The sequence below is a fragment of the Gilliamella sp. W8136 genome (assembly GCF_016101285.1).
Classification (GTDB): domain Bacteria; phylum Pseudomonadota; class Gammaproteobacteria; order Enterobacterales; family Orbaceae; genus Gilliamella; species Gilliamella apicola_N.
Genome location: NZ_JACFQU010000012.1, coordinates 1 through 20,116 on the forward strand (window position 1 = coordinate 1; position 20,116 = coordinate 20,116).

The 20,116-nt window shown below is 37.6% G+C and carries 16 protein-coding genes, 1 tRNA gene and 2 pseudogenes; 16 read left to right on the top strand and 3 right to left on the bottom strand.

Annotated features, from left to right (window positions below; genetic code table 11):
* From H3T96_RS09095 to truB, 13 genes and pseudogenes are all read left to right on the top strand, one after another.
* Window positions 1–122: IS3 family transposase (locus H3T96_RS09095; protein WP_144092339.1), on the top strand; the 122-nt coding region annotated here is incomplete at its 5' end.
* Between the two features lie 336 nt (window positions 123–458).
* Window positions 459–2,021: an anthranilate synthase component 1 gene (locus H3T96_RS09100; protein ID WP_144092341.1), complete on the top strand. Its 1,563-nt coding sequence runs from the start codon at window positions 459–461 to the stop codon at window positions 2,019–2,021.
* Window positions 2,021–3,655 (top strand): bifunctional anthranilate synthase glutamate amidotransferase component TrpG/anthranilate phosphoribosyltransferase TrpD, encoded by a 1,635-nt coding sequence (trpD, locus tag H3T96_RS09105; RefSeq protein ID WP_144092342.1) that lies wholly within the window; start codon window positions 2,021–2,023, stop codon window positions 3,653–3,655. The genes H3T96_RS09100 and trpD overlap by 1 nt, the downstream gene beginning before the upstream one ends.
* Before the next feature lie 15 nt (window positions 3,656–3,670).
* The gene (gene trpCF, locus H3T96_RS09110; protein ID WP_222102810.1) at window positions 3,671–5,053 is read left to right on the top strand and encodes a bifunctional indole-3-glycerol-phosphate synthase TrpC/phosphoribosylanthranilate isomerase TrpF; all 1,383 of its coding nucleotides are present in this window, start codon (window positions 3,671–3,673) and stop codon (window positions 5,051–5,053) included.
* Between the two features lie 25 nt (window positions 5,054–5,078).
* Window positions 5,079–6,272, top strand: coding sequence for a tryptophan synthase subunit beta (trpB, locus tag H3T96_RS09115; protein ID WP_039127618.1), 1,194 nt, complete (start codon window positions 5,079–5,081; stop codon window positions 6,270–6,272).
* Window positions 6,269–7,075: a tryptophan synthase subunit alpha gene (gene trpA / locus H3T96_RS09120; RefSeq protein ID WP_144092344.1), complete on the top strand. Its 807-nt coding sequence runs from the start codon at window positions 6,269–6,271 to the stop codon at window positions 7,073–7,075. The genes trpB and trpA overlap by 4 nt, the downstream gene beginning before the upstream one ends.
* 207 nt (window positions 7,076–7,282) lie before the next feature.
* Window positions 7,283–7,359: transfer RNA gene (locus H3T96_RS09125), tRNA-Met, on the top strand.
* A gap of 193 nt (window positions 7,360–7,552) precedes the next feature.
* The gene (gene rimP / locus H3T96_RS09130; RefSeq protein ID WP_039127611.1) at window positions 7,553–8,014 is read left to right on the top strand and encodes a ribosome maturation factor RimP; all 462 of its coding nucleotides are present in this window, start codon (window positions 7,553–7,555) and stop codon (window positions 8,012–8,014) included.
* A 16-nt stretch (window positions 8,015–8,030) separates the two neighbouring features.
* Window positions 8,031–9,506 (top strand): transcription termination factor NusA, encoded by a 1,476-nt coding sequence (gene nusA / locus H3T96_RS09135; protein ID WP_039127608.1) that lies wholly within the window; start codon window positions 8,031–8,033, stop codon window positions 9,504–9,506.
* Window positions 9,507–9,523: 17 nt separating this feature from the next.
* Window positions 9,524–9,935: pseudogene (locus H3T96_RS15070) on the top strand (translation initiation factor IF-2 associated domain-containing protein); the annotation flags it as partial.
* 122 nt (window positions 9,936–10,057) lie between these two features.
* Window positions 10,058–12,223 (top strand): annotated as a pseudogene (gene infB / locus H3T96_RS09140) (translation initiation factor IF-2); the annotation flags it as partial.
* Between the two features lie 65 nt (window positions 12,224–12,288).
* Window positions 12,289–12,666: a 30S ribosome-binding factor RbfA gene (gene rbfA, locus H3T96_RS09145; RefSeq protein WP_039127604.1), complete on the top strand. Its 378-nt coding sequence runs from the start codon at window positions 12,289–12,291 to the stop codon at window positions 12,664–12,666.
* A gap of 67 nt (window positions 12,667–12,733) precedes the next feature.
* The gene (truB, locus tag H3T96_RS09150) at window positions 12,734–13,636 is read left to right on the top strand and encodes a tRNA pseudouridine(55) synthase TruB (RefSeq protein ID WP_144092348.1); all 903 of its coding nucleotides are present in this window, start codon (window positions 12,734–12,736) and stop codon (window positions 13,634–13,636) included.
* A gap of 69 nt (window positions 13,637–13,705) precedes the next feature.
* On the opposite strand, the gene H3T96_RS09155 is transcribed toward truB, so the two are convergent.
* The gene (locus H3T96_RS09155) at window positions 13,706–14,752 is read right to left on the bottom strand and encodes a LacI family DNA-binding transcriptional regulator (RefSeq protein ID WP_144092350.1); all 1,047 of its coding nucleotides are present in this window, start codon (window positions 14,750–14,752) and stop codon (window positions 13,706–13,708) included.
* Between the two features lie 294 nt (window positions 14,753–15,046).
* Between H3T96_RS09155 and H3T96_RS09160 the strand changes: the two genes are divergently transcribed.
* Genes H3T96_RS09160 through dnaB form a run of 3 tightly spaced genes read left to right on the top strand, consistent with a single transcriptional unit; the run spans window position 15,047 to window position 18,344 of the window.
* The gene (locus H3T96_RS09160; protein WP_144092352.1) at window positions 15,047–16,096 is read left to right on the top strand and encodes an aspartate-semialdehyde dehydrogenase; all 1,050 of its coding nucleotides are present in this window, start codon (window positions 15,047–15,049) and stop codon (window positions 16,094–16,096) included.
* On the top strand, window positions 16,083–16,874 hold the full coding sequence (gene truA, locus H3T96_RS09165; RefSeq protein WP_086308836.1) for a tRNA pseudouridine(38-40) synthase TruA: 792 nt from the start codon (window positions 16,083–16,085) through the stop codon (window positions 16,872–16,874). Before H3T96_RS09160 ends, truA begins: the two co-directional genes overlap by 14 nt.
* 45 nt (window positions 16,875–16,919) lie before the next feature.
* Window positions 16,920–18,344 (top strand): replicative DNA helicase, encoded by a 1,425-nt coding sequence (gene dnaB, locus H3T96_RS09170; protein ID WP_039127589.1) that lies wholly within the window; start codon window positions 16,920–16,922, stop codon window positions 18,342–18,344.
* Window positions 18,345–18,413: 69 nt separating this feature from the next.
* Here dnaB and H3T96_RS09175 read toward each other — a convergent pair whose 3' ends face one another.
* Together H3T96_RS09175 and H3T96_RS09180 are read right to left on the bottom strand one after the other, a co-directional pair.
* A complete protein-coding gene (locus H3T96_RS09175) occupies window positions 18,414–19,250 on the bottom strand; it encodes a metal ABC transporter permease (protein ID WP_144092354.1) in 837 nt (278 codons plus the stop codon).
* Complete coding sequence (locus tag H3T96_RS09180; protein WP_086308868.1) at window positions 19,247–20,116, bottom strand: metal ABC transporter permease; 870 nt, start codon at window positions 20,114–20,116, stop codon at window positions 19,247–19,249. The genes H3T96_RS09175 and H3T96_RS09180 overlap by 4 nt, the downstream gene beginning before the upstream one ends.

Here is a 20,116-nt window from a genome sequence, read left to right on the forward strand (position 1 = left end):
CAGATGAATTGATTGAAAAAATAGAAGAATATATAGAATACTACAACACCAAACGGATTAAAGCCAAATTAAAAGGCCTGACTCCAGTTGAATATCGAAATCAGGCCTTACAAGCCGCTTAATAAAAGTGTCCAACTTTATGGGGTCACTTCACAACGCGCTTTTTTATTTTATAAAAATTAAGTTTTATTCATCGAACATAAAATATTCACTTGACATTGCATCATTGAACTAGTTTAATAGTACAAAATTTATTTTATACCGATAACATCATGAAAATACAATCTTTACATTTTATTACTCGTCCATTCACTTACTTTGGTTGGTGGTGTTGTTCATTTTGCGGGTAATGTGATGATGGATGGTCTTTTTCGCAAAACCCGCTTAGTGCGGGTTTTTTAGTTTCAGGATATTAAAAGAATTCGTCTGAATAAAAATTTAAACATAGAGAGTCAACAATGAATAAGCCAACATTAACTCAAATAACCAAAACCATCGGTTATTATCAAGATCCGACTCAGGTGTTTTATCAATTGTGTGACAGCCGACCTGCGACATTGCTGCTTGAATCGGCTGAAATTGATAATAAGCAAGGTATTAAAAGTGTGATGATTGTTGATAGTGCTTTGCGCATTTCAGCAATCAATACTAAAGTCACTATTGAAGCGTTAACAACCAATGGTGAAAAACTATTACCTTTGTTGCAACAAGCCGTTGACGATAAAGTGGTTAAAACGTTCGCTAATGCGCAAACATTAACGTTAGTTTTTCCTGACATTGATCATCTGCAAGATGAGGATTCACGTTTGAAATCTTTGTCGGTATTTGATGCATTAAGAACCTTGTTAACAATCGTTAATGTGCCAGAAAATTCCAGTTCAGATGCGGTTTTTGTTGGCGGATTATTTTGTTATGATCTGGTCGCGGGATTTGAAAATCTACCAATTTTATCTTCTGAACAGCGTTGCCAAGACTTCTGTTTTTATTTAGCTGAAACACTGTTAGAAATAAATCATAAAGATCATCTATCCATTTTAAAAGCAACCGCATTTACGTCTGACACTAAAGAAATTGAACGATTAACGCAAAGATTAGATGAACTACAAACAACGTTAAGCAAACCGATGAAACCAATTGATAGCCAATCGCTTGCCAAAATTGATGTAAGTTGCAATAAGAGCGATGATGATTTCAATACCATCGTAAAAAAAATGCAAGATGCCATTCAGCAAGGCGAGATTTTTCAAGCAGTACCATCAAGACGTTTTACATTGCCTTGTCCAAAACCGTTATCAGCTTATCAAGTACTAAAAACCAATAATCCAAGTCCTTATATGTTTTATATGCAAGATAAAGATTTTGTGTTATTTGGTGCTTCTCCTGAAAGTGCACTTAAATATACTAAGGCTACCAATCAAGTTGAAATTTACCCTATTGCCGGCACACGCCCACGAGGTCTGACCGCGAATGGCGATATTGACTATGATTTAGACAGTCGTTTAGAACTTGAGATGCGAACCGATAAGAAAGAGTTGGCCGAGCACCTAATGCTGGTTGATTTAGCCCGCAATGATTTAGCCCGTATTTGTGAGCCGGGTACACGTTATACCAAAGAGTTGTTGAAAGTCGATCGTTACTCGTTTGTGATGCATCTAGTTTCGCGGGTTGTGGGGCAGTTACGTCAAGATTTAGATGCATTACATGCTTATAAAGCTACGATGAATATGGGTACATTAACTGGCGCACCAAAAGTGCGTGCAATGCAATTAATTGCCGAATCCGAAAAAGTGAAACGGGGTAGTTATGGCGGAGCGGTAGGTTATTTTACCGCAAATGGTGATCTTGATACCTGTATTGTGATTCGCAGTGCTTATGTTGAAGATGGCATAGCCACGGTGCAAGCGGGTGGGGGTGTGGTGTTGGATTCGGATCCTCAGTCCGAATCAGACGAGTCACGTAATAAAGCTCGCGCAGTAGTTAGGGCAATTATGGCAGCACATAATGTAGAAGGTGTATTCTAATGGCTAATATCTTATTTATTGATAATATTGATTCATTTACTTATAACTTGGTTGATCAATTACGTAATAGCAAGCATTGTGTGACTGTCTATCGTAATACGATTCCTGCCGATGTGATTATTGAAAAATTATCACAAATGCAAAATCCTATTTTGATGTTATCTCCTGGTCCTGGCACTCCAAGCGAAGCGGGCTCTATGCCTGAACTGTTAAAACGGTTAAAAGGTAAATTACCAATCATTGGTATTTGCCTTGGGCATCAAGCTATTGTTGAATCCTATGGTGGCAGTATTGTGCCAGCGGGTGATATTTTACATGGTAAGGCATCACTTATTGAGCATGATGAGCAAGCGATGTTTGCAGGGTTGCCTAATCCATTGCCCGTTGCGCGTTATCACTCTTTAAAAGGTGAGAATATTCCCAAAACGCTCACGATTAATGCACTTTGCAACAATATTGTAATGGCTGTGCGCAATGATGAGGATCGAGTTTGTGGTTTTCAGTTTCATCCGGAATCGATTTTAACCATTCAAGGTGTAAAACTGTTAGAGCAAACCATAGCTTGGGCACTTAATCCACCACAAAAAATAGCTGAACCTAATCAGCAAAAAGCAATTGTTGATAAGCAAGAATACAATATTCAACCAATATTAAATAAATTGTATTTAGGCCAAACAATTACGCAGGAAGAGAGCAAAATACTTTTCAACCTTATCATTCAAGGTAAAATTGAGCCAACGGTATTAGCAACGGCTATCATCAGTATGAAAGTGCGTGGCGAAAAACCAGATGAAATTGCGGGTGCAGCGCAGGCTTTGCTTGAAAATGCAGATAGTTTTGAAATACCTGATTATGATTTTACCGATATAGTCGGTACGGGTGGAGATGGTACGAACAGTATTAATATTTCAACCGCCAGTGCCTTTGTAGCCGCTGCATTGGGTTATAAAGTGGCAAAACATGGTAATCGTGGTGTGTCGAGCAAATCGGGATCTTCTGATGTGTTATCTGCTTTAGGCATTAAATTAAATATGCCAGCCGAAGCATCACGTAAAGCTTTAGATGAACTAGGTGTTTGCTTCTTGTTTGCCCAGCAGTATCATTCTGGGTTCCGTCATGCAGCACCAGTACGACAACAGTTAAAAACCCGTACTATTTTTAATGTATTAGGACCATTGATTAATCCATCTCGTCCTAAACGTATTTTATTAGGGGTTTATCATCCTGATTTAATCCAACCTATTGCAGAAACATTAAAAATGCTTAACTATACTCATGCTTATGTGGTACATGGGGCGGGTATGGACGAGGTAGCGATTCATGGCGCTACCCAAGTGGGTGAAGTTAAAAACGGCGAAATTCGTTATTTTACTTTAACGCCAGAAGATTTTGGTTTACCAACCTATACGCTAAAAGATATTGAGGGCGGTACACCAGAGATGAATCGTGATATGTTAATTGCGATTTTACAAGGTCATGGTAAACCTGCTCATGAAGCAGCAATTGCTGTCAATGTGGCGATGTTGATGAGTTTGTTTGGTCAAGCTGACCTTAAACAGAATGCTAAACGCGCGATCGATATGATGCATAGCGGTAAATCTTACGAGTTATTGCAAAAGTTAGCAGCAAGATAATAGATGGAGAAGAATATGGTAATTGCAGCATTAACCAAAAATGTTGAAATGGCAACAGTATTAAAAAAGATCATTCATGATAAGCAGATTTGGTTATCTCAGCAGCAAGCAGCTACGCCACTTGCAATTTTTAAATCGGAGGTGAAACCCAGTGATCGTGATTTTTATCAAGCTTTAAATCAAGCTAAAACTGCATTTATTTTAGAGTGTAAAAAGGCTTCGCCATCTAAAGGATTAATTCGTGAGGATTTTGATCCCGCCAATATTGCTAAAATTTATAAAAATTATGCATCGGCTATTTCGGTTTTGACCGATGAAAAATATTTTCAAGGTCGCTTTGAATTTTTGACAATTGTACGTAATGAGGTGACACAACCGGTACTTTGTAAAGATTTTATTATTGATGAATACCAGATCTATTTGGCTCGTTATTACCAAGCTGATGCCATTTTATTAATGCTATCAGTCGTGACAGATGATGAGTATCAACAGTTAAGTGAGGTTGCTCATCGACTTAATATGGGCGTTTTAACCGAAGCGAGTACTGAAAGCGAAGTAGAACGGGCAATAAAATTAGGGGCGAAAGTCATAGGTATTAATAATCGTAATTTGCGCGATCTAACCGTTGATTTAAACCGAGTTAAAGATTTATCGAAAACGATCCCAGATGATCGTATTGTGATTAGCGAGTCAGGAATTTATACCCATAGTCAAGTAAAGGATCTGCGCCAGTATGCTAAAGGCTTTTTAATTGGCAGCGCGTTGATGTCGGAGCCTAATTTAGATTTAGCTATTCGCAAAGTTGTGTTGGGCGAAAATAAAGTCTGTGGGTTAACTCGTGCCGAAGATGCGGTCAATGTTTTCCAAGCTGGAGCAGTATATGGCGGGTTGATTTTTGTCAGCAGTTCACCGCGTTATATTCAACCAAATATTGCCCGTAGCGTAATGTCGGCAGCACCTCTTAATTGGGTGGGCGTTTTTAAAAACCAAGACATTGATGAAGTATGTCAAATTGCTGAGCAGTTATCTCTTTATGCAGTGCAATTGCATGGTAAAGAAGATGCTAACTACATACAAGCTTTACGCGAAAAGTTACCTTTAACCTGCCAAATTTGGAAAGCATTAAGTATTGATGACATAATACCTGAGCATCATAATCCATTAGTTGCACGTTATGTCTTTGACAATGGTGCGGGGGGAACGGGTAAAAGTTTTGATTGGTCATTACTTGATAATCATGAGTTAAGTAATGTGATTTTAGCTGGAGGCATCAATCCAGAAAATATTAAGTTAGCTATTGCAACCAGTGTAATCGGGGTTGATCTCAATTCAGGGGTTGAACAGGCACCTGGCATCAAAGATAAACAGAAAATCAACGCAGTATTTGAACAAATTTAATTTTTAATTATAAAAAGGAATGGTTATGTCTAAATTAAATCCTTATTTTGGTGAATTTGGTGGGCAATATGTCCCCCAAATATTAATGCCTGTACTAGAACAACTTGAGCAAGCTTTTTTATCAGCGATACATGATCCAGATTTCCAAAAAGAGTTTAATGATCTATTAGTTAATTATGCGGGTCGACCAACCGCGCTGACATTATGTAAAAATCTAACGGCGGGAACTAAAACTAAGCTTTATTTAAAACGAGAAGATTTAGTGCATGGTGGGGCACACAAGACCAATCAAGTATTAGGTCAAGCTTTACTGGCTAAACGCATGGGTAAAACTGAAATTATTGCCGAAACTGGAGCAGGGCAGCATGGTGTTGCTTCAGCTTTAGCTTGTGCTCTATTAGGCTTAAAATGCCGAATTTATATGGGCGCTAAAGATGTTCAACGTCAAGCACCTAATGTCTTTAGAATGCGGCTCATGGGCGCAACAGTAATCCCGGTTGAAACAGGTTCAGCAACGTTGAAAGATGCCTGTAATGAAGCGCTACGCGATTGGTCTGGTAGTTATGAACACGCTCACTATATGCTTGGTACAGCAGCGGGACCCCATCCTTTCCCAACTATTGTGCGTGAATTTCAACAAATGATCAGCCGTGAAGCTAAACAGCAAATTTTAGAGCGTGAAGGTCGTTTGCCTGATGCTGTCATTGCTTGTGTTGGTGGGGGATCTAATGCAATTGGTATGTTTGCTAACTTTATTGATGATAAATCCGTTAAATTAATTGGTGTTGAGCCCGGCGGACATGGTATTGAAAGTGGCGAGCATGGCGCTTCATTAAAACATGGTAAACTAGGCATCTATTTTGGAATGAAAACCCCAATGATGCAGACTGACGAAGGGCAAATTGAAGAGTCTTATTCAATTTCGGCAGGACTTGATTTTCCAGCAGTGGGTCCACAACATGCTTATTTAGATAGCATTGGTCGAGCGCAATACGTTTCTATTACTGATGATGAAGCACTTGATGCGTTTAAAGAGTTATCCCGTCATGAAGGAATTATCCCCGCACTTGAATCATCACATGCATTAGCCTACGCGATGAAAATGATTAAAGAAAACCCAGACAAAGAACAACTATTAATTGTTAACTTATCTGGTCGTGGTGATAAAGATATATTTACTGTTTATGATGTTTTAAAAGCAAAAGGAGAAATACAATGAGCCGTTATCAAAAACTGTTTGCAACTTTAGCAACGGAAAAACGTGGTGCATTTGTTCCTTTTGTACCGGTTGGCGATCCAACACCTGACCTTTCGCTAAAAATTATCCAAACCTTGGTTGATGCTGGTGCTGACGCCTTAGAATTAGGTATCCCATTTTCCGATCCAATGGCCGATGGTCCAACCATTCAAAATGCTAATATTCGTGCTTTTAAAGGTGGTATTAGTGTTGAAAAATCATTTGAAATTTTAAATAAAATAAGAAAGCAAAATGCTGATATCCCAATAGGTTTGCTAATTTATGCTAATTTGGTGTTCAAAAATGGTATTGATAACTTCTATGCTAAATGTGCCAAAGCGGGCGTTGATTCAGTATTAATTGCTGATTTACCTGTGGAATATGCACCAGAATTTACCGATTCTGCTGAAAAACATGGAATTGACCCAATATTTATTTGTCCGCCTAATGCAGATGATGAAGTGATAAAGAATATTGCTAAACAAGGTAAAGGCTATACTTATTTGGTCTCGCGTGCAGGCGTAACCGGTACTGAAAATCGTGCTAATAAACCTTTAACCCATTTACTAGATAAATTGCATGAATATGGTGCTCCGCCAGCGATTCAAGGATTTGGTATTTCTGAACCGTTCCAAATCAGTGAAGCCATTAAATCGGGTGCTGCTGGGGCTATTGCTGGTTCGGCTACAGTTAAAATTATTGAGCATAATCTGGATAACACAGATAAAATGCTGAGTGAATTAGCGAGCTTTGTTAAAACGATGAAACAGGCGACAAGCAAGTAATCTTATTTAAAGAACTATCATTGGTATAATAAACTTGAAATATGGATTTTTATACCAATATTAGGTAACCAATTATGCTTAATTTATCTGAATGCACAAGCAAAGTTCTAGTGTGTTATTTTTAAAAACTTTAAGCATAATTGATAAAACTAGCGTGATTTTAAGTTGCATTTTATCCAAAAAGAAGTATAATTCTCAGTCATCTATCGCGGGGTGGAGCAGCTTGGTAGCTCGTCGGGCTCATAACCCGAAGGTCGTTGGTTCAAATCCAGCCCCCGCAACCACTTAAATTTTCATTCATAAATCAATCAATCCTTTTTATTGCATGAAAGTTCAACTCAAGTGGCTTCATTATAATTGGTTTTTTAAATGTAGCCTCGCATGTCGAGGTTTTTTTTCGTGTTGTGATTTTAAGCGTAAGTTTAAAAAGAATGTTGGGCTTTATGCCCTTTTTTATTTTCTGCAGTGGAGGTTTGTTTGGCTAATATAGAACAGCAATTAACTGATATCATTCAAGAACCAGTAAATGCACTTGGTTTTGAGTTAGTTGGCGTTGAATACATTCGTGGTCGTTATCCTGTACTTCGAGTCTATATTGATAATGAAAATGGTATAACTGTTGATGATTGTGCTGATGTTAGCCGACAAATTAGCGCAGTACTTGATGTTGAAGACCCTATTAAAGACGCCTATAACCTTGAAGTTTCATCGCCAGGTATGGATAGACCTCTGTTTACGCTTGAACATTATCAACGCTTTATTGGTGAAGAAGTCACTATTAGTTTACGCATTCCTGTTGCAAATCGTCGCAAGTGGAAAGGTAGGATAAAATCCATTGATAATGACATGATTACATTAACGGTGGAAGATAATAATGAAGTGTTTGCTTTTAGTAATATACAGAAAGCAAACATAGTACCTAATTTTAACCTTAAATAGAGTACGGGTGTAAAGGATGAATAAAGAAATTTTAGCTGTTGTTGAAGCAGTATCAAATGAAAAAGCACTAACGCGTGACAAAATTTTTGAAGCGCTAGAAACAGCATTAGCAACAGCCACTAAAAAGAAACAGAATGTGGATATTGACGTTATTGTAAAAATCGACCATAAAACAGGCGATTATGACACATTCCGTCGTTGGCATGTTGTGAGCGATGTCTCTCAACCAACGAAAGAAATAACATTAGAAGCAGCACAATACGAAGATCCATCAGTACAACTCGGTGATTATGTTCAAGAACAGATTGAATCAGTAGCATTTGACCGTATTACTACCCAAACAGCGAAACAAGTTATTGTACAAAAAGTACGTGAAGCTGAGCGAGCCATGGTAATTGACATGTTCAGAAATCGCATTGGTGAAATCGTAACGGGTATTGTCAAGAAAACTAACCGTGATAGTGTAATTCTTGATTTAGGTAATAATGCCGATGCAATGATGTTACGTCATGACATGTTACCACGTGAAAACTTTCGTATTGGTGACCGTGTTCGTGGTATTTTATACCTTGTTGAACAAGATAACAAACCAGCACAACTTTGTATCAGTCGTTCTAACCCTGAGATGATGGAAGAATTATTCCGTATCGAAGTGCCAGAAATTGGTGAAGAGATGATTGATATTAAAGGTGTTGCTCGTGATCCAGGATCGCGTGCCAAAATTGCAGTTAGCAGCAATGACCGTCGTATTGATCCAGTCGGTGCTTGTGTTGGTATGCGTGGTGCGCGTGTTCAAGCGGTATCAAATGAATTTGGTGGTGAGCGAATCGATATTGTTTTATGGGATGATAACCCAGCACAATACGTAATTAACGCTATGGCGCCTGCAGACGTGGTGTCAATCGTTGTTGATGAAGATAAACATACTATGGATGTCGCCGTTAATGCCGATACGTTGCCACAGGCAATTGGTCGAAATGGGCAAAATATTCGTTTAGCATCACAGCTTACGGGCTGGACATTAAATGTTATGAGTACCGAAGATTTACAAGAAAAACATCATGCAGAATCTTTTGCTTCAATTAGTAATTTCATGAAGCATTTAGATATTGAAGAAGATCTTGCACAACTATTAGTTGAAGAAGGCTTTACTTCATTGGAAGAGCTTGCTTATGTACCTGTTGATGAATTACTTGAAATTGAAGAACTTAATGAAGAACTTGTTGAAGCATTAAGAAGTCGAGCAAAGGATGCATTAACCACAATGGCATTAGCGACGAGTGGTGACAAAAGACCTGCTCAAGATTTATTAGATTTGGCAGGTATGACACAAGAATTGGCCTATCAATTAGCACAACATGACGTAACTACTTTGGAAGATTTAGCTGAACAAGGTACTGACGATCTAGCCGACATTGAAGGTTTAACAAGCAAACAAGCTGGCGATTTTATTATGGCTGCACGTAATATTTGTTGGTTTGCAAATGAATAATTGAGGGAAAGTTATACATGACCAAAGTATCAATCGAAACACTGGCTCAGGAAATAAATACTCCAGTGCAAACACTTTTGCAACAGTTTGCCGATGCAGGTATGAAAAAAACAGCATCTGATACTGTTACACAAAAGGAAAAAGAAGCTTTGCTTGCGCATTTAAATCCTCAGCAAGGTCCGACCAAATTAACGCTGCAACGTAAAACACATTCAACTTTAAATGTGTCAAGTGCTGGTGGTAAAAGCAAAGAAATTAAAGTAGAAGTTCGTAAAAAACGAACTTTTGTCAAGCGCGATCCGGCTGAACTTGTAGCAGAACAAGAGAAAGCTCGTCTTGAAGCCGAAAAAATTAAGCAAGAAGCTGAATTGAAAGCCCGCCAAGAAGCGGAAGAAAAAGAGCGATTAGCAGCTGCAGAAGAAGCCAAAAAACGTGAAGAAGAAGCTAAAAAACAAGCCGAAATTCAGGCTCAAGCACAAGCTCAGGCTGAAGAAGAAAAAGCTAAGCAAGTAGCAAAAACAGAACAAGCGCACCCTGTGGATCCTAAAGTGAAAAAAGCACAAGAAGAGAAGGCTCGTTTAGAAGCCGAAGCTAACGAAATTAAACGAAAAGCAGAAGAAGAAAATCGTCGTAAACTTGAAGAAGATGCTAAACGTATGGCTGAAGAAGCACGTAAATTAGCAGAACAATACAGTGATACGGATGAGACTGACAATTCAGATGATGATGATTATCATGTTACCACTTCTAAATATGCAAGAGCCGCTGAAGACGATACCGATCGTGAAGTAGAAAGCGCTCGTGGACGTGGCCGCAACGGTAAACAAACTAAGCAGAAAAAAGGTAGCAAACTTTCTGAAGGTAAAGCTGAACGTGAAGAAGCGCGAGCTGTTACCCGAAGTGGTCACAAAAAGAAAGGTAAAAGCGCATTGCAACAAAGCTTTAATAAACCAGTACAAGCGGTTAACCGTGATGTTGTGATTGGTGAAACAATTACCGTTGCTGAATTAGCCAATAAAATGGCTGTTAAAGGATCAGAAGTCATTAAAACCATGATGAAAATGGGCGCAATGGCAACCATCAACCAAGTAATCGATCAAGAAACAGCACAGCTTGTTGCTGAAGAAATGGGACATAAAGTTGTACTTCGCCGTGAAAACGAGCTTGAAGAATCACTTATGAGCGATCGTGATACTGGCGCAGAAAAAGTTGCACGTGCACCTGTTGTGACCATTATGGGACACGTTGACCATGGTAAAACATCGTTACTTGATTATATTCGTAAAGCGAAAGTAGCATCAGGTGAAGCGGGTGGTATCACTCAGCATATCGGTGCTTATCATGTTAAAACTGCAAATGGTGAGATTACTTTCTTAGATACTCCAGGCCATGCGGCATTTACTTCAATGCGTGCTCGTGGTGCGAAAGCGACCGATATCGTGGTACTTGTTGTTGCTGCTGATGATGGTGTAATGCCACAAACAATTGAAGCTATTCAGCATGCTAAAGCTGCGAATGTGCCAATTGTTGTTGCTGTAAATAAAATTGATAAACCAGAAGCCGATCCTGAGCGTGTAAAAGGCGAATTGGCTCAATATGGCGTTATGTCAGAAGATTGGGGCGGTGATACTCAGTTTGTTCATGTTTCAGCTAAAGCAGGTACGGGTATCGACCAACTACTTGAAGCGATCTTATTACAAGCTGAAGTACTTGAATTAACTGCCTACGAAACTGGAATGGCAAGTGGTGTTGTTATTGAATCATTCCTTGATAAAGGTCGTGGTTCTGTTGCTACCGTACTGGTTCAATCAGGTACTCTACGTAAAGGCGATATTGTACTTTGTGGATTTGAGTATGGTCGAATTCGTGCAATGCGCAATGAATTAGGTAAAGAAGTGACTGAAGCGGGTCCATCTATCCCAGTTGAGATTCTTGGTCTATCTGGTGTACCATCGGCGGGTGATGAAGCAACCGTTGTACGTGATGAGAAGAAAGCTCGTGAAGTTGCACTTTATCGACAAGGTAAGTTCCGCGATGTGAAATTAGCGCGTCAACAAAAAGCGAAACTTGAAAACATGTTCACCAATATGACCGAAGGTGATGTATCTGAACTCAATATCGTATTAAAAGCAGATGTTCAAGGTTCCGTTGAAGCAATTTCCGATTCATTACTTAAACTATCAACCGATGAAGTTAAAGTTAAAATTATCGGTTCAGGTGTAGGTGGTATTACTGAAACTGACGCTTCTCTTGCGGCAGCATCTAATGCAATTATTTTAGGCTTTAACGTACGTGCTGATGCATCTGCGCGTAAAGTTGTTGAAACAGAGAACTTAGATCTACGCTACTATTCAGTAATTTATGATCTTATTGATGAAGTTAAACAAGCAATGAGCGGTATGCTTGCACCTGAGTACAAACAAGAGATCATTGGTCTTGCCGAAGTACGTGATGTCTTTAAATCACCAAAATTTGGTGCGATTGCTGGCTGTATGGTAACGGAAGGTGTGGTGAAACGTCATAATCCAATCCGTGTATTACGTGATAACGTGGTTATCTATGAAGGCGAACTTGAATCATTACGTCGCTTTAAAGATGACGTCAACGAAGTTCGTAATGGTATGGAATGTGGTATTGGTGTACGTAACTATAATGATGTTCGCGTTGGCGATACTATTGAAGTGTTTGAAACTATCGAAATCAAACGTACGATTTAGTCATTACGCTGTCTTTTATAAGCAAGGTTTAAGCCTTGCTTATTTATATTTGAAGGAAAATAGATATGGCAAAAGCATTTAATCGTTCATCTCGAGTCGGACATGAATTACAAAAAGAAATTGCAATCATCTTGCAACGAGAAATTAAAGATCCTCGTTTAGGTATGGTAACGGTTTCTGGCGTAGATATTTCACGTGATCTTTCATACGCTAAAGTTTTTGTAACTTTTTTAAATGATGAAGACCCGCAAGTTATCGAGCAAGGTTTAAAAGTGCTTAATGATGCGAAAGGCTACATTCGTACTTTAATTGGTAAAGCCATGAGCTTACGTATTATTCCTGAGATTAAATTCTTTTACGATGAGTCTCTGGTAAAAGGTATGCATATGTCTAATTTAGTAACGAATGTTATTAAGCAAGATAACGAGCGTCATAAAGATTAATTTTACAAATAACTTCTAATTTTTTGTAAAAAAGTTTCAGGTTAACTATACGTTTCAGTATAAAAAGATGATGAATATAAAAAAAACTCGCCGTGATCTTCACGGCGTTTTATTGCTAGATAAACCACAAGGCTTGACGTCAAACGATGCGTTGCAAAAAGTAAAGAAATTGTTTAATGCGAAAAAAGCAGGGCATACCGGAGCGCTTGATCCATTAGCAACGGGCATGTTACCAATTTGCTTTGGTGAAGCGACCAAATTTTCTCAATATTTGTTAGATTCTGATAAGTGTTATCTTGTCATTGCTAAACTTGGTGAACGAACTGATACTTCTGATGCTGATGGTCAAATAGTTAGTACCAAACCAGTTGATATAACTGAATCGCAAATCAATGAAGCTTTAACACATTTTCGTGGTGATATTTTACAAGTGCCAACGATGTTTTCAGCGTTAAAATATCAAGGTAAGCCACTTTATGAGTATGCTCGTCAAGGTATTGTAATTGATCGCGAAGCTAGACCTATCACTGTTTATAAAAATGAATTTATTCAATTTGATGTTGAAAAAAACGAATTGACGTTAGAGATACATTGTTCTAAAGGAACTTATATCCGCACAATTGTTGATGATCTGGGTGAACGACTTGGTTGTGGTGCACACGTTATTTATTTAAGACGTTTGCAAGTATCCAACTATCCTATTGAAAATATGGTCACGTTAGAAACATTAGAAGAGATGAACGATAAAGATCAACTTTTGATGCCCGTAGATAGTCCATTACAAGATTGGCCTAAAGTAATACTGACACATGCTCAAGGTGATGATATTTTATTGGGTCGAACGATTGAACTTGATACTAGTAAAGCAGTTGAAACATTGGTAAGAATCTATCAAGATGAACAATTTATTGGAGCAGGAATACAACTGTTTAATAAATTATCGCCAAAACGATTAATATCAACTTCATAATATTTAATCATATTTAAGTGAATGAATTGGCTAAATTGAGTTAAGTTAACACAGAATAATTTACTATTTTTAATAAAAAAATGTCTCTGTTTCAATAATATGGTAGCGTTTAGTTGTAGCTAATTCATTTCTTATATATTGGCAAAGCAAGGTTGCGGCTTCTTGACCCATTTTATACATGGGTTTATTAACACGACTTAGCTTATCTAATTCATTGTATTGCCTATCTGTTGAGTGGCTAAGATAAGTTATTGTAATCGGTTGAGGTAGCTGAATTTCACTCTCTTTTGCTTGATGTAATGCGCCTAAGATAACACTATAATTTGTTGAAAAAGATGGATAGTTTTGAAATCTTTCATCTAAATAATTTAGATTAACATTATCACAACAGATAATAGCGGTAGGGGGATGGTTACTATTTATTAATTGTTTAATCGCCGCTCTGCCATGTTCATAGGTAAAGCAATCTTCGATAAGATAGTCTTTGTTAAGGTTAATATTTGCTCTTAGTAAAGCTTGTTTGTAGCCTTGTAAAAAGAGTGTTGAACTGATTTTATTGTTATCATTAAATAGCACTGCAATTTTGGAGTGAGAATTATTGAGCAAATATTGGGTTATTTGATGTCCAATCACTAAATGATCAAAATGAACACATATAAAGTTTAAAGAAAAGTGATTAACTAACACAATAGGCGGTAAAGCTTTCTTAAAATGCTCAAGTTCCTGCAAATAAGGCGCATCATTAATAACTAAAATACCAGCAAAGGAATTTTGACTAATGTATTTGATTAAATAATGGATGTCTTTTTTTGTTTGATAGGGAAAGCGAAAGTAAAAAATTGCAAAACCAGTTTGAGTTAACGTTTGCTCTAAACCGTAGTTGATTAATGTTCTTGTGATAAATTGATTGTCCAACACTAATATTTTATTACTGCTATTATGATCATTATGTGGTTTAAAATTATTATGAATATCAATGTTGAGCTCCTCAATGGCTTGATAAACTTTAGATTGTGTCATGGGTGAGGTTAAATGTGGTTTTTTTAAAACTCTCGACACGGAAGCAATGGATAAATTGGCTTGTTTAGCAATGGTTGATAATGTTTTTTTTGCCATGGTAGATGTTTCTAAATTCGTTTTATAATCGTTTTAATTTTACGATGTTTATTCAATTAGTAACTGAGAAAGATTATTTTTGTCGATCAATGTTCCAAAAAATTTATTAGAGTTATAAAAAAATTATTAAAAACTGACGTTAAGTTTTTTTTAAAACCTAGTCTAATCAACTCCTTTTATATGAATAATGGTAAAAAGAACAAATGCCAATATCATTGTGAAGTATCTTTTTCCGCTATATTTAAGATATAGTGATATAATTACTACTAAACTTTTTTATTTGGGTTATTAAATATGTCTGCATGGAATATTGCGATTGTTGGTGCGACAGGACAAGTAGGTTCTGCGCTAGTTGAATTGTTACAAGAACATTGTGTTCAAACAGACGAAGCACAAACTGATAGTGCGCAAAAACATAATTTTCAGATTGAAAATCTTTATTTAGTTGGAAGTGATAATAGTGCTGGCGAAATTGTGCGCTTTGCGGGTAAAAACTTAACGGTTATTGATAGTGCACAAATGGACTGGAGTCAGTGCCATTTTGCCTTTTTTGTTGCTGGTGCAAAAACGAGTGAAAAATATGCACAAGTAGCGACCGATTCTGGTTGCGTTGTTATTGATGCCAGTGGTTATTTTGCTACTCAAGATCATATTCCATTAATTGTACCTAAAGTTAACAACAATGTGTTAACTGAATATCGTAATGATAATATTGTTGCAGTGGCAAGTGCGACGGTATGTCAGTTATTGCGTTGTGTGGCATCGTTAACAGATACTGAATTATTAACCAATTTACATGCAACCAGTTTTATTCCTGCATCACTCTACGGTAAGCCAGGTGTTGATGAACTAGCAGGACAAAGTGCACGTCTACTTAATGGTATGCCAGTTGATAATGAACTGTTTGATAAACAATTGGCTTTTAATTTATTACCAATATCACATGAACGTGATGATGTGGCTTTAGGTGAAAAATCACAGATTAATCAAATCCGCAAAGTTCTTAATAATTATGATTTACCGGTTTCGATTGAATCGGTTGTGGTGCCAGTATTTTATGGGCTTGCACAGGCAATAAATGTATCGAGTAGTTTACCTATTGAATTAGATATGGCGCGATTTGGTGAATATGGTGTTGAGGTACAAGAAGGTAACTTACCAACACCCGTTACGGAAGTCAGTGCCGAATCAGAATCTCAATTGACAATAAAATTGTCTAATTTACGGCATAGTTATGGGCATTATGAACAAATTCAATTTTGGTCAGTAGCTGACAATGTTCGCTATTTAGGTGCATTAATGTTAATAGAGACGCTTGAGATCCTAATTAATGACTACCTCTAAAATCGCTTTAGGTATTGAATATGATGGTAGTGGCTATTTTGGTTGGCAACGTCAGCAATCAGTTGATTCTATCCAAGCAAGATTAGAATCAGCATTATCGACTGTCGCTAATGAGCCAATAAACCTATTTTGTGCAGGTCGAACCGATGCGGGCGTGCACGCAACAGGACAAGTTGTGCATTTTGAAACCCAAGCTATACGATCTGAAACTGCTTGGACAATGGGGGTCAATGCACATTTACCGATAAATATTGCCGTGCGTTGGTCGCAAGTGGTCGATGATAGCTTTCATGCTCGGTTTAGTGCAACAGCTCGGCGTTACCGTTATGTCATTTATAATAACCGTTATCGTCCAGCAATTTTGGCCAAAGGTGTTTCACACTATTATTTGCCTTTGAATGAGGCATTGATGCATCAAGCCGCACAGTATCTATTAGGTGAAAATGATTTTTCATCATTTAGAGCGGCACAATGTCAATCACGAACACCTTGGCGTAATATTCATCATATTGAAGTAACAAGGCAGGGCGAATATATCATTGTTGATATTAAAGCTAATGCATTTGTTCACCATATGGTTCGCAATATAGTAGGTAGTTTACTTGAAGTTGGCGTAGGCAATAAACCGCCAATATGGATTAATGAACTTCTACAAATAAAAGACAGGACTCAAGCGGCAGCAACCGCTAAACCTGAAGGATTATATTTAGTTCAAGTGGATTATCCAGATGAGTATCAAATACCTAATCTTGCATTAGGGCCATTATTTTTAGCGTAAGTAAATAAGCTTAACGATAAATTAGTTTAAAAAAAGATGAACGTAATGAATACAGATGAAACAAGCTTAAGCAGAGATTCTAGAAATCAAGAGTCGAAAAAATCAAATCTACATAATATCAAGATGCCTCCGCATTCAATTGAGGCAGAACAAGCTGTACTTGGTAGTTTGATGCTTGATAATCAACGTTGGGATACGGTTGCTGAAATGATTTTGGATCGTGATTTTTATTCGCGCCATCATCAGCTGATTTTTTCAGAAATGCATTCGCTGATTAGCAAAGGTACACCGATTGATTTAATCACTTTATCGGAAAGTTTAGAGAGCAAAGATCTATTAACGGATGTGGGGGGATTTGCATACTTAGCTGAGCTTTCTAAAAACACGCCAAGTGCGATTAATGTGGTTGCTTATAGTGAGATTATTCGACAGCAGGCAATTTTGCGTGAATTAATTAGCGCTTCAAATGAAATCGCTGATAACTGTTATGCCACAGAAGGTCGAGATAGTAACGAAATATTAGATTTAGCAGAAAGTAAAATCTTTCAAATTGCTGAAAGTCGAACCAAACAGGGCGAAGGTCCAAAAAGTATCACTGAAGTGCTTGAAGCAACGGTTGCTAAAATTGAAGAACTGTTCCAACGTCCACATGACGGGGTGACGGGCGTTTCAACGGGTTATATTGATTTAGATAAAAAAACGGCTGGTTTACAACGTTCAGATTTAATTATTATTGCTGCAAGACCATCAATGGGTAAAACCACATTTGCAATGAATTTATGTGAAAACGCAGCAATGACGCAAGAAAAACCCGTACTAATATTTAGTTTAGAGATGCCATCAGAGCAAATTATGATGCGTATGCTTGCCTCGTTATCGCGTGTTGATCAAACACGCATTCGAACAGGACAATTGCAAGACGATGATTGGGCAAGAATTTCCAGTACGATGGGATTATTACTTGAAAAGAAAAATATTTATATTGATGATTCTGCAGGTTTAACGCCAATGGAACTGCGATCACGGGCTAGACGTATTTATCGTGAACATAAAGGTTTAAGTATGATCATGGTTGATTACTTACAGTTGATGCGTGTGCCAAATATTTCTGAAAACCGAACTCTCGAAATTGCCGAAATTTCACGTTCATTAAAAGCGTTAGCAAAAGAGTTACAAATTCCGGTAGTAGCTCTATCACAGCTAAACCGTAGTTTAGAACAACGAGCGGATAAACGTCCAGTGAATTCAGATTTACGTGAATCGGGCTCTATTGAACAAGATGCTGACGTCATTATGTTTATTTATCGTGATGAAGTTTATAATGAGGCATCTGAACATAAAGGGATTGCTGAAATTATATTAGGTAAACAGAGAAACGGTCCAATTGGTAAAGTTCGCTTAAAATTCCAAGGCCACTTTTCTCGATTTGATAATTATGCCGATGCCAGCAAATATATGGATGATGAATAATTATAGCCAATCACCGAAAATATTAAGCGTGAGTAGATTTATACTCACGCTTATACCTAACATTTCTCATTAATTCCTTACACTTTGCCTTACTATAAATTGGTAAATCTGCACGCCTAAAAAGATAGCGGCTTGTAAAATGACAATACATGCACTGGTCGAAGCATCTAAATAGAAGCTGATTAGTGTTCCGACAACAGTTGATAACATCGAAACAATTACTGCTATTAATAGCATCTTTTCAAAACGTTTAGTTAACGAAAATGCAATAATGCCTGGTGCTATCAGCATCGCAATAACTAAAATCACGCCAGCTGTTTTTAAAGAGCTGACGATAGTTAAAGCTAAAACACAAAGTAATCCATAATGTAATAATTTTACTGGTAAACCTACAACTTTGGCTTGAACTGGATCGAAACAATATAACAGTAAATCACGACGCTTGATGATTACTATTGCTGATACTATCCCTGCAATTAACATAATCTGTTCTAACTCAGCATAACTCGTGCCCAGCACGCTACCAAATAGGATATGATTTAGATGTTGTGATGTATCTACTTTTGAAAACAGTACTAAACCAAACGCAAACATTCCCGAAAACACAATTCCCATTACTGTATCTTCTTTTATACGGCTATTTTCTTTAATATAACCCGTGGCAACCGAGCACAATAATCCTGAGGCAAATGCACCTATGATAATCGGAATCCCTGCTAAATAAGCAAGTACAATGCCCGGTAATACTGCATGTGATATGGCATCTCCCATCAATGACCAGCCTTTTAACACTAAAAAGCATGATAGGAGAGCGCAAACAATACCTGTGGCTAGTGCCGCAATAATGGCTCGTTGCATAAGAGGCAGAGTAAAAGGATAATAAAGATATTCCAATAAATCTGTCATATATTTGCCCCGTTATTTAATCGGCTTTGTCTAATTCGTAAACGGTTTGAGATTAAACCTTGTTTTGGTGCAAACAAAAAGACCACAATAAAAATCAATGTTTGCAGCGTAACAATAACGCCACCAGTTTCACCATTTAAAAAGTAACTAAACCAAGCACCAATCGCACTGGTTGATGCGCCAATTACCACGGAAATAATTAACAGCCTTGAAAATCGATTTGTTAGCAAATAAGCGGTTGCACCGGGAGTGACGACCATAGCAATAACCAAAATAGCACCAACTGTTTGCAGGGCTGCGACAGTACAAGCGCTCAAAATAGTGAAAAAAAGAATTTTTAAATGCAAAGGCTTTAGACCAATTGATCGTGCGTGGATTTCATCAAAAAATACGACTAACAGATCTTTCCAAAAAAGGAGTAACAAAACCAAAGAAACCAAAATAATGATTTGTACCTGCCACATATCACTATCATCAATGCCTAAAATATTCCCAAAAATAATAGTTTGCGCATTAACAGAGGTGGGATTTAGCGAAATAATTAATAATCCAATTGCAAAAAAAGTCGAGAAAATAAAACCGATTATGGCATCTTCTTTTAAGCGTGTAATGGCACGAATGATAGTTATGGATAACGCTGCAAGTAGTCCCGTAAAAAAAGCTCCGACCGAATAAGGTAAACCAAGCGCATAAGCTCCCGCTACGCCTGGGACAACCGAATGTGACAACGCATCCCCCATTAATGACCAACCTTTCAACATTAGAAAGGCTGATAAAAAAGCACAAGCAGCGCCAACAATGCTACTCACCCAAATAGCTTTCAGCATAAAATCATAGGTAAATGGCTCAAGTAAGAATTCCATTAT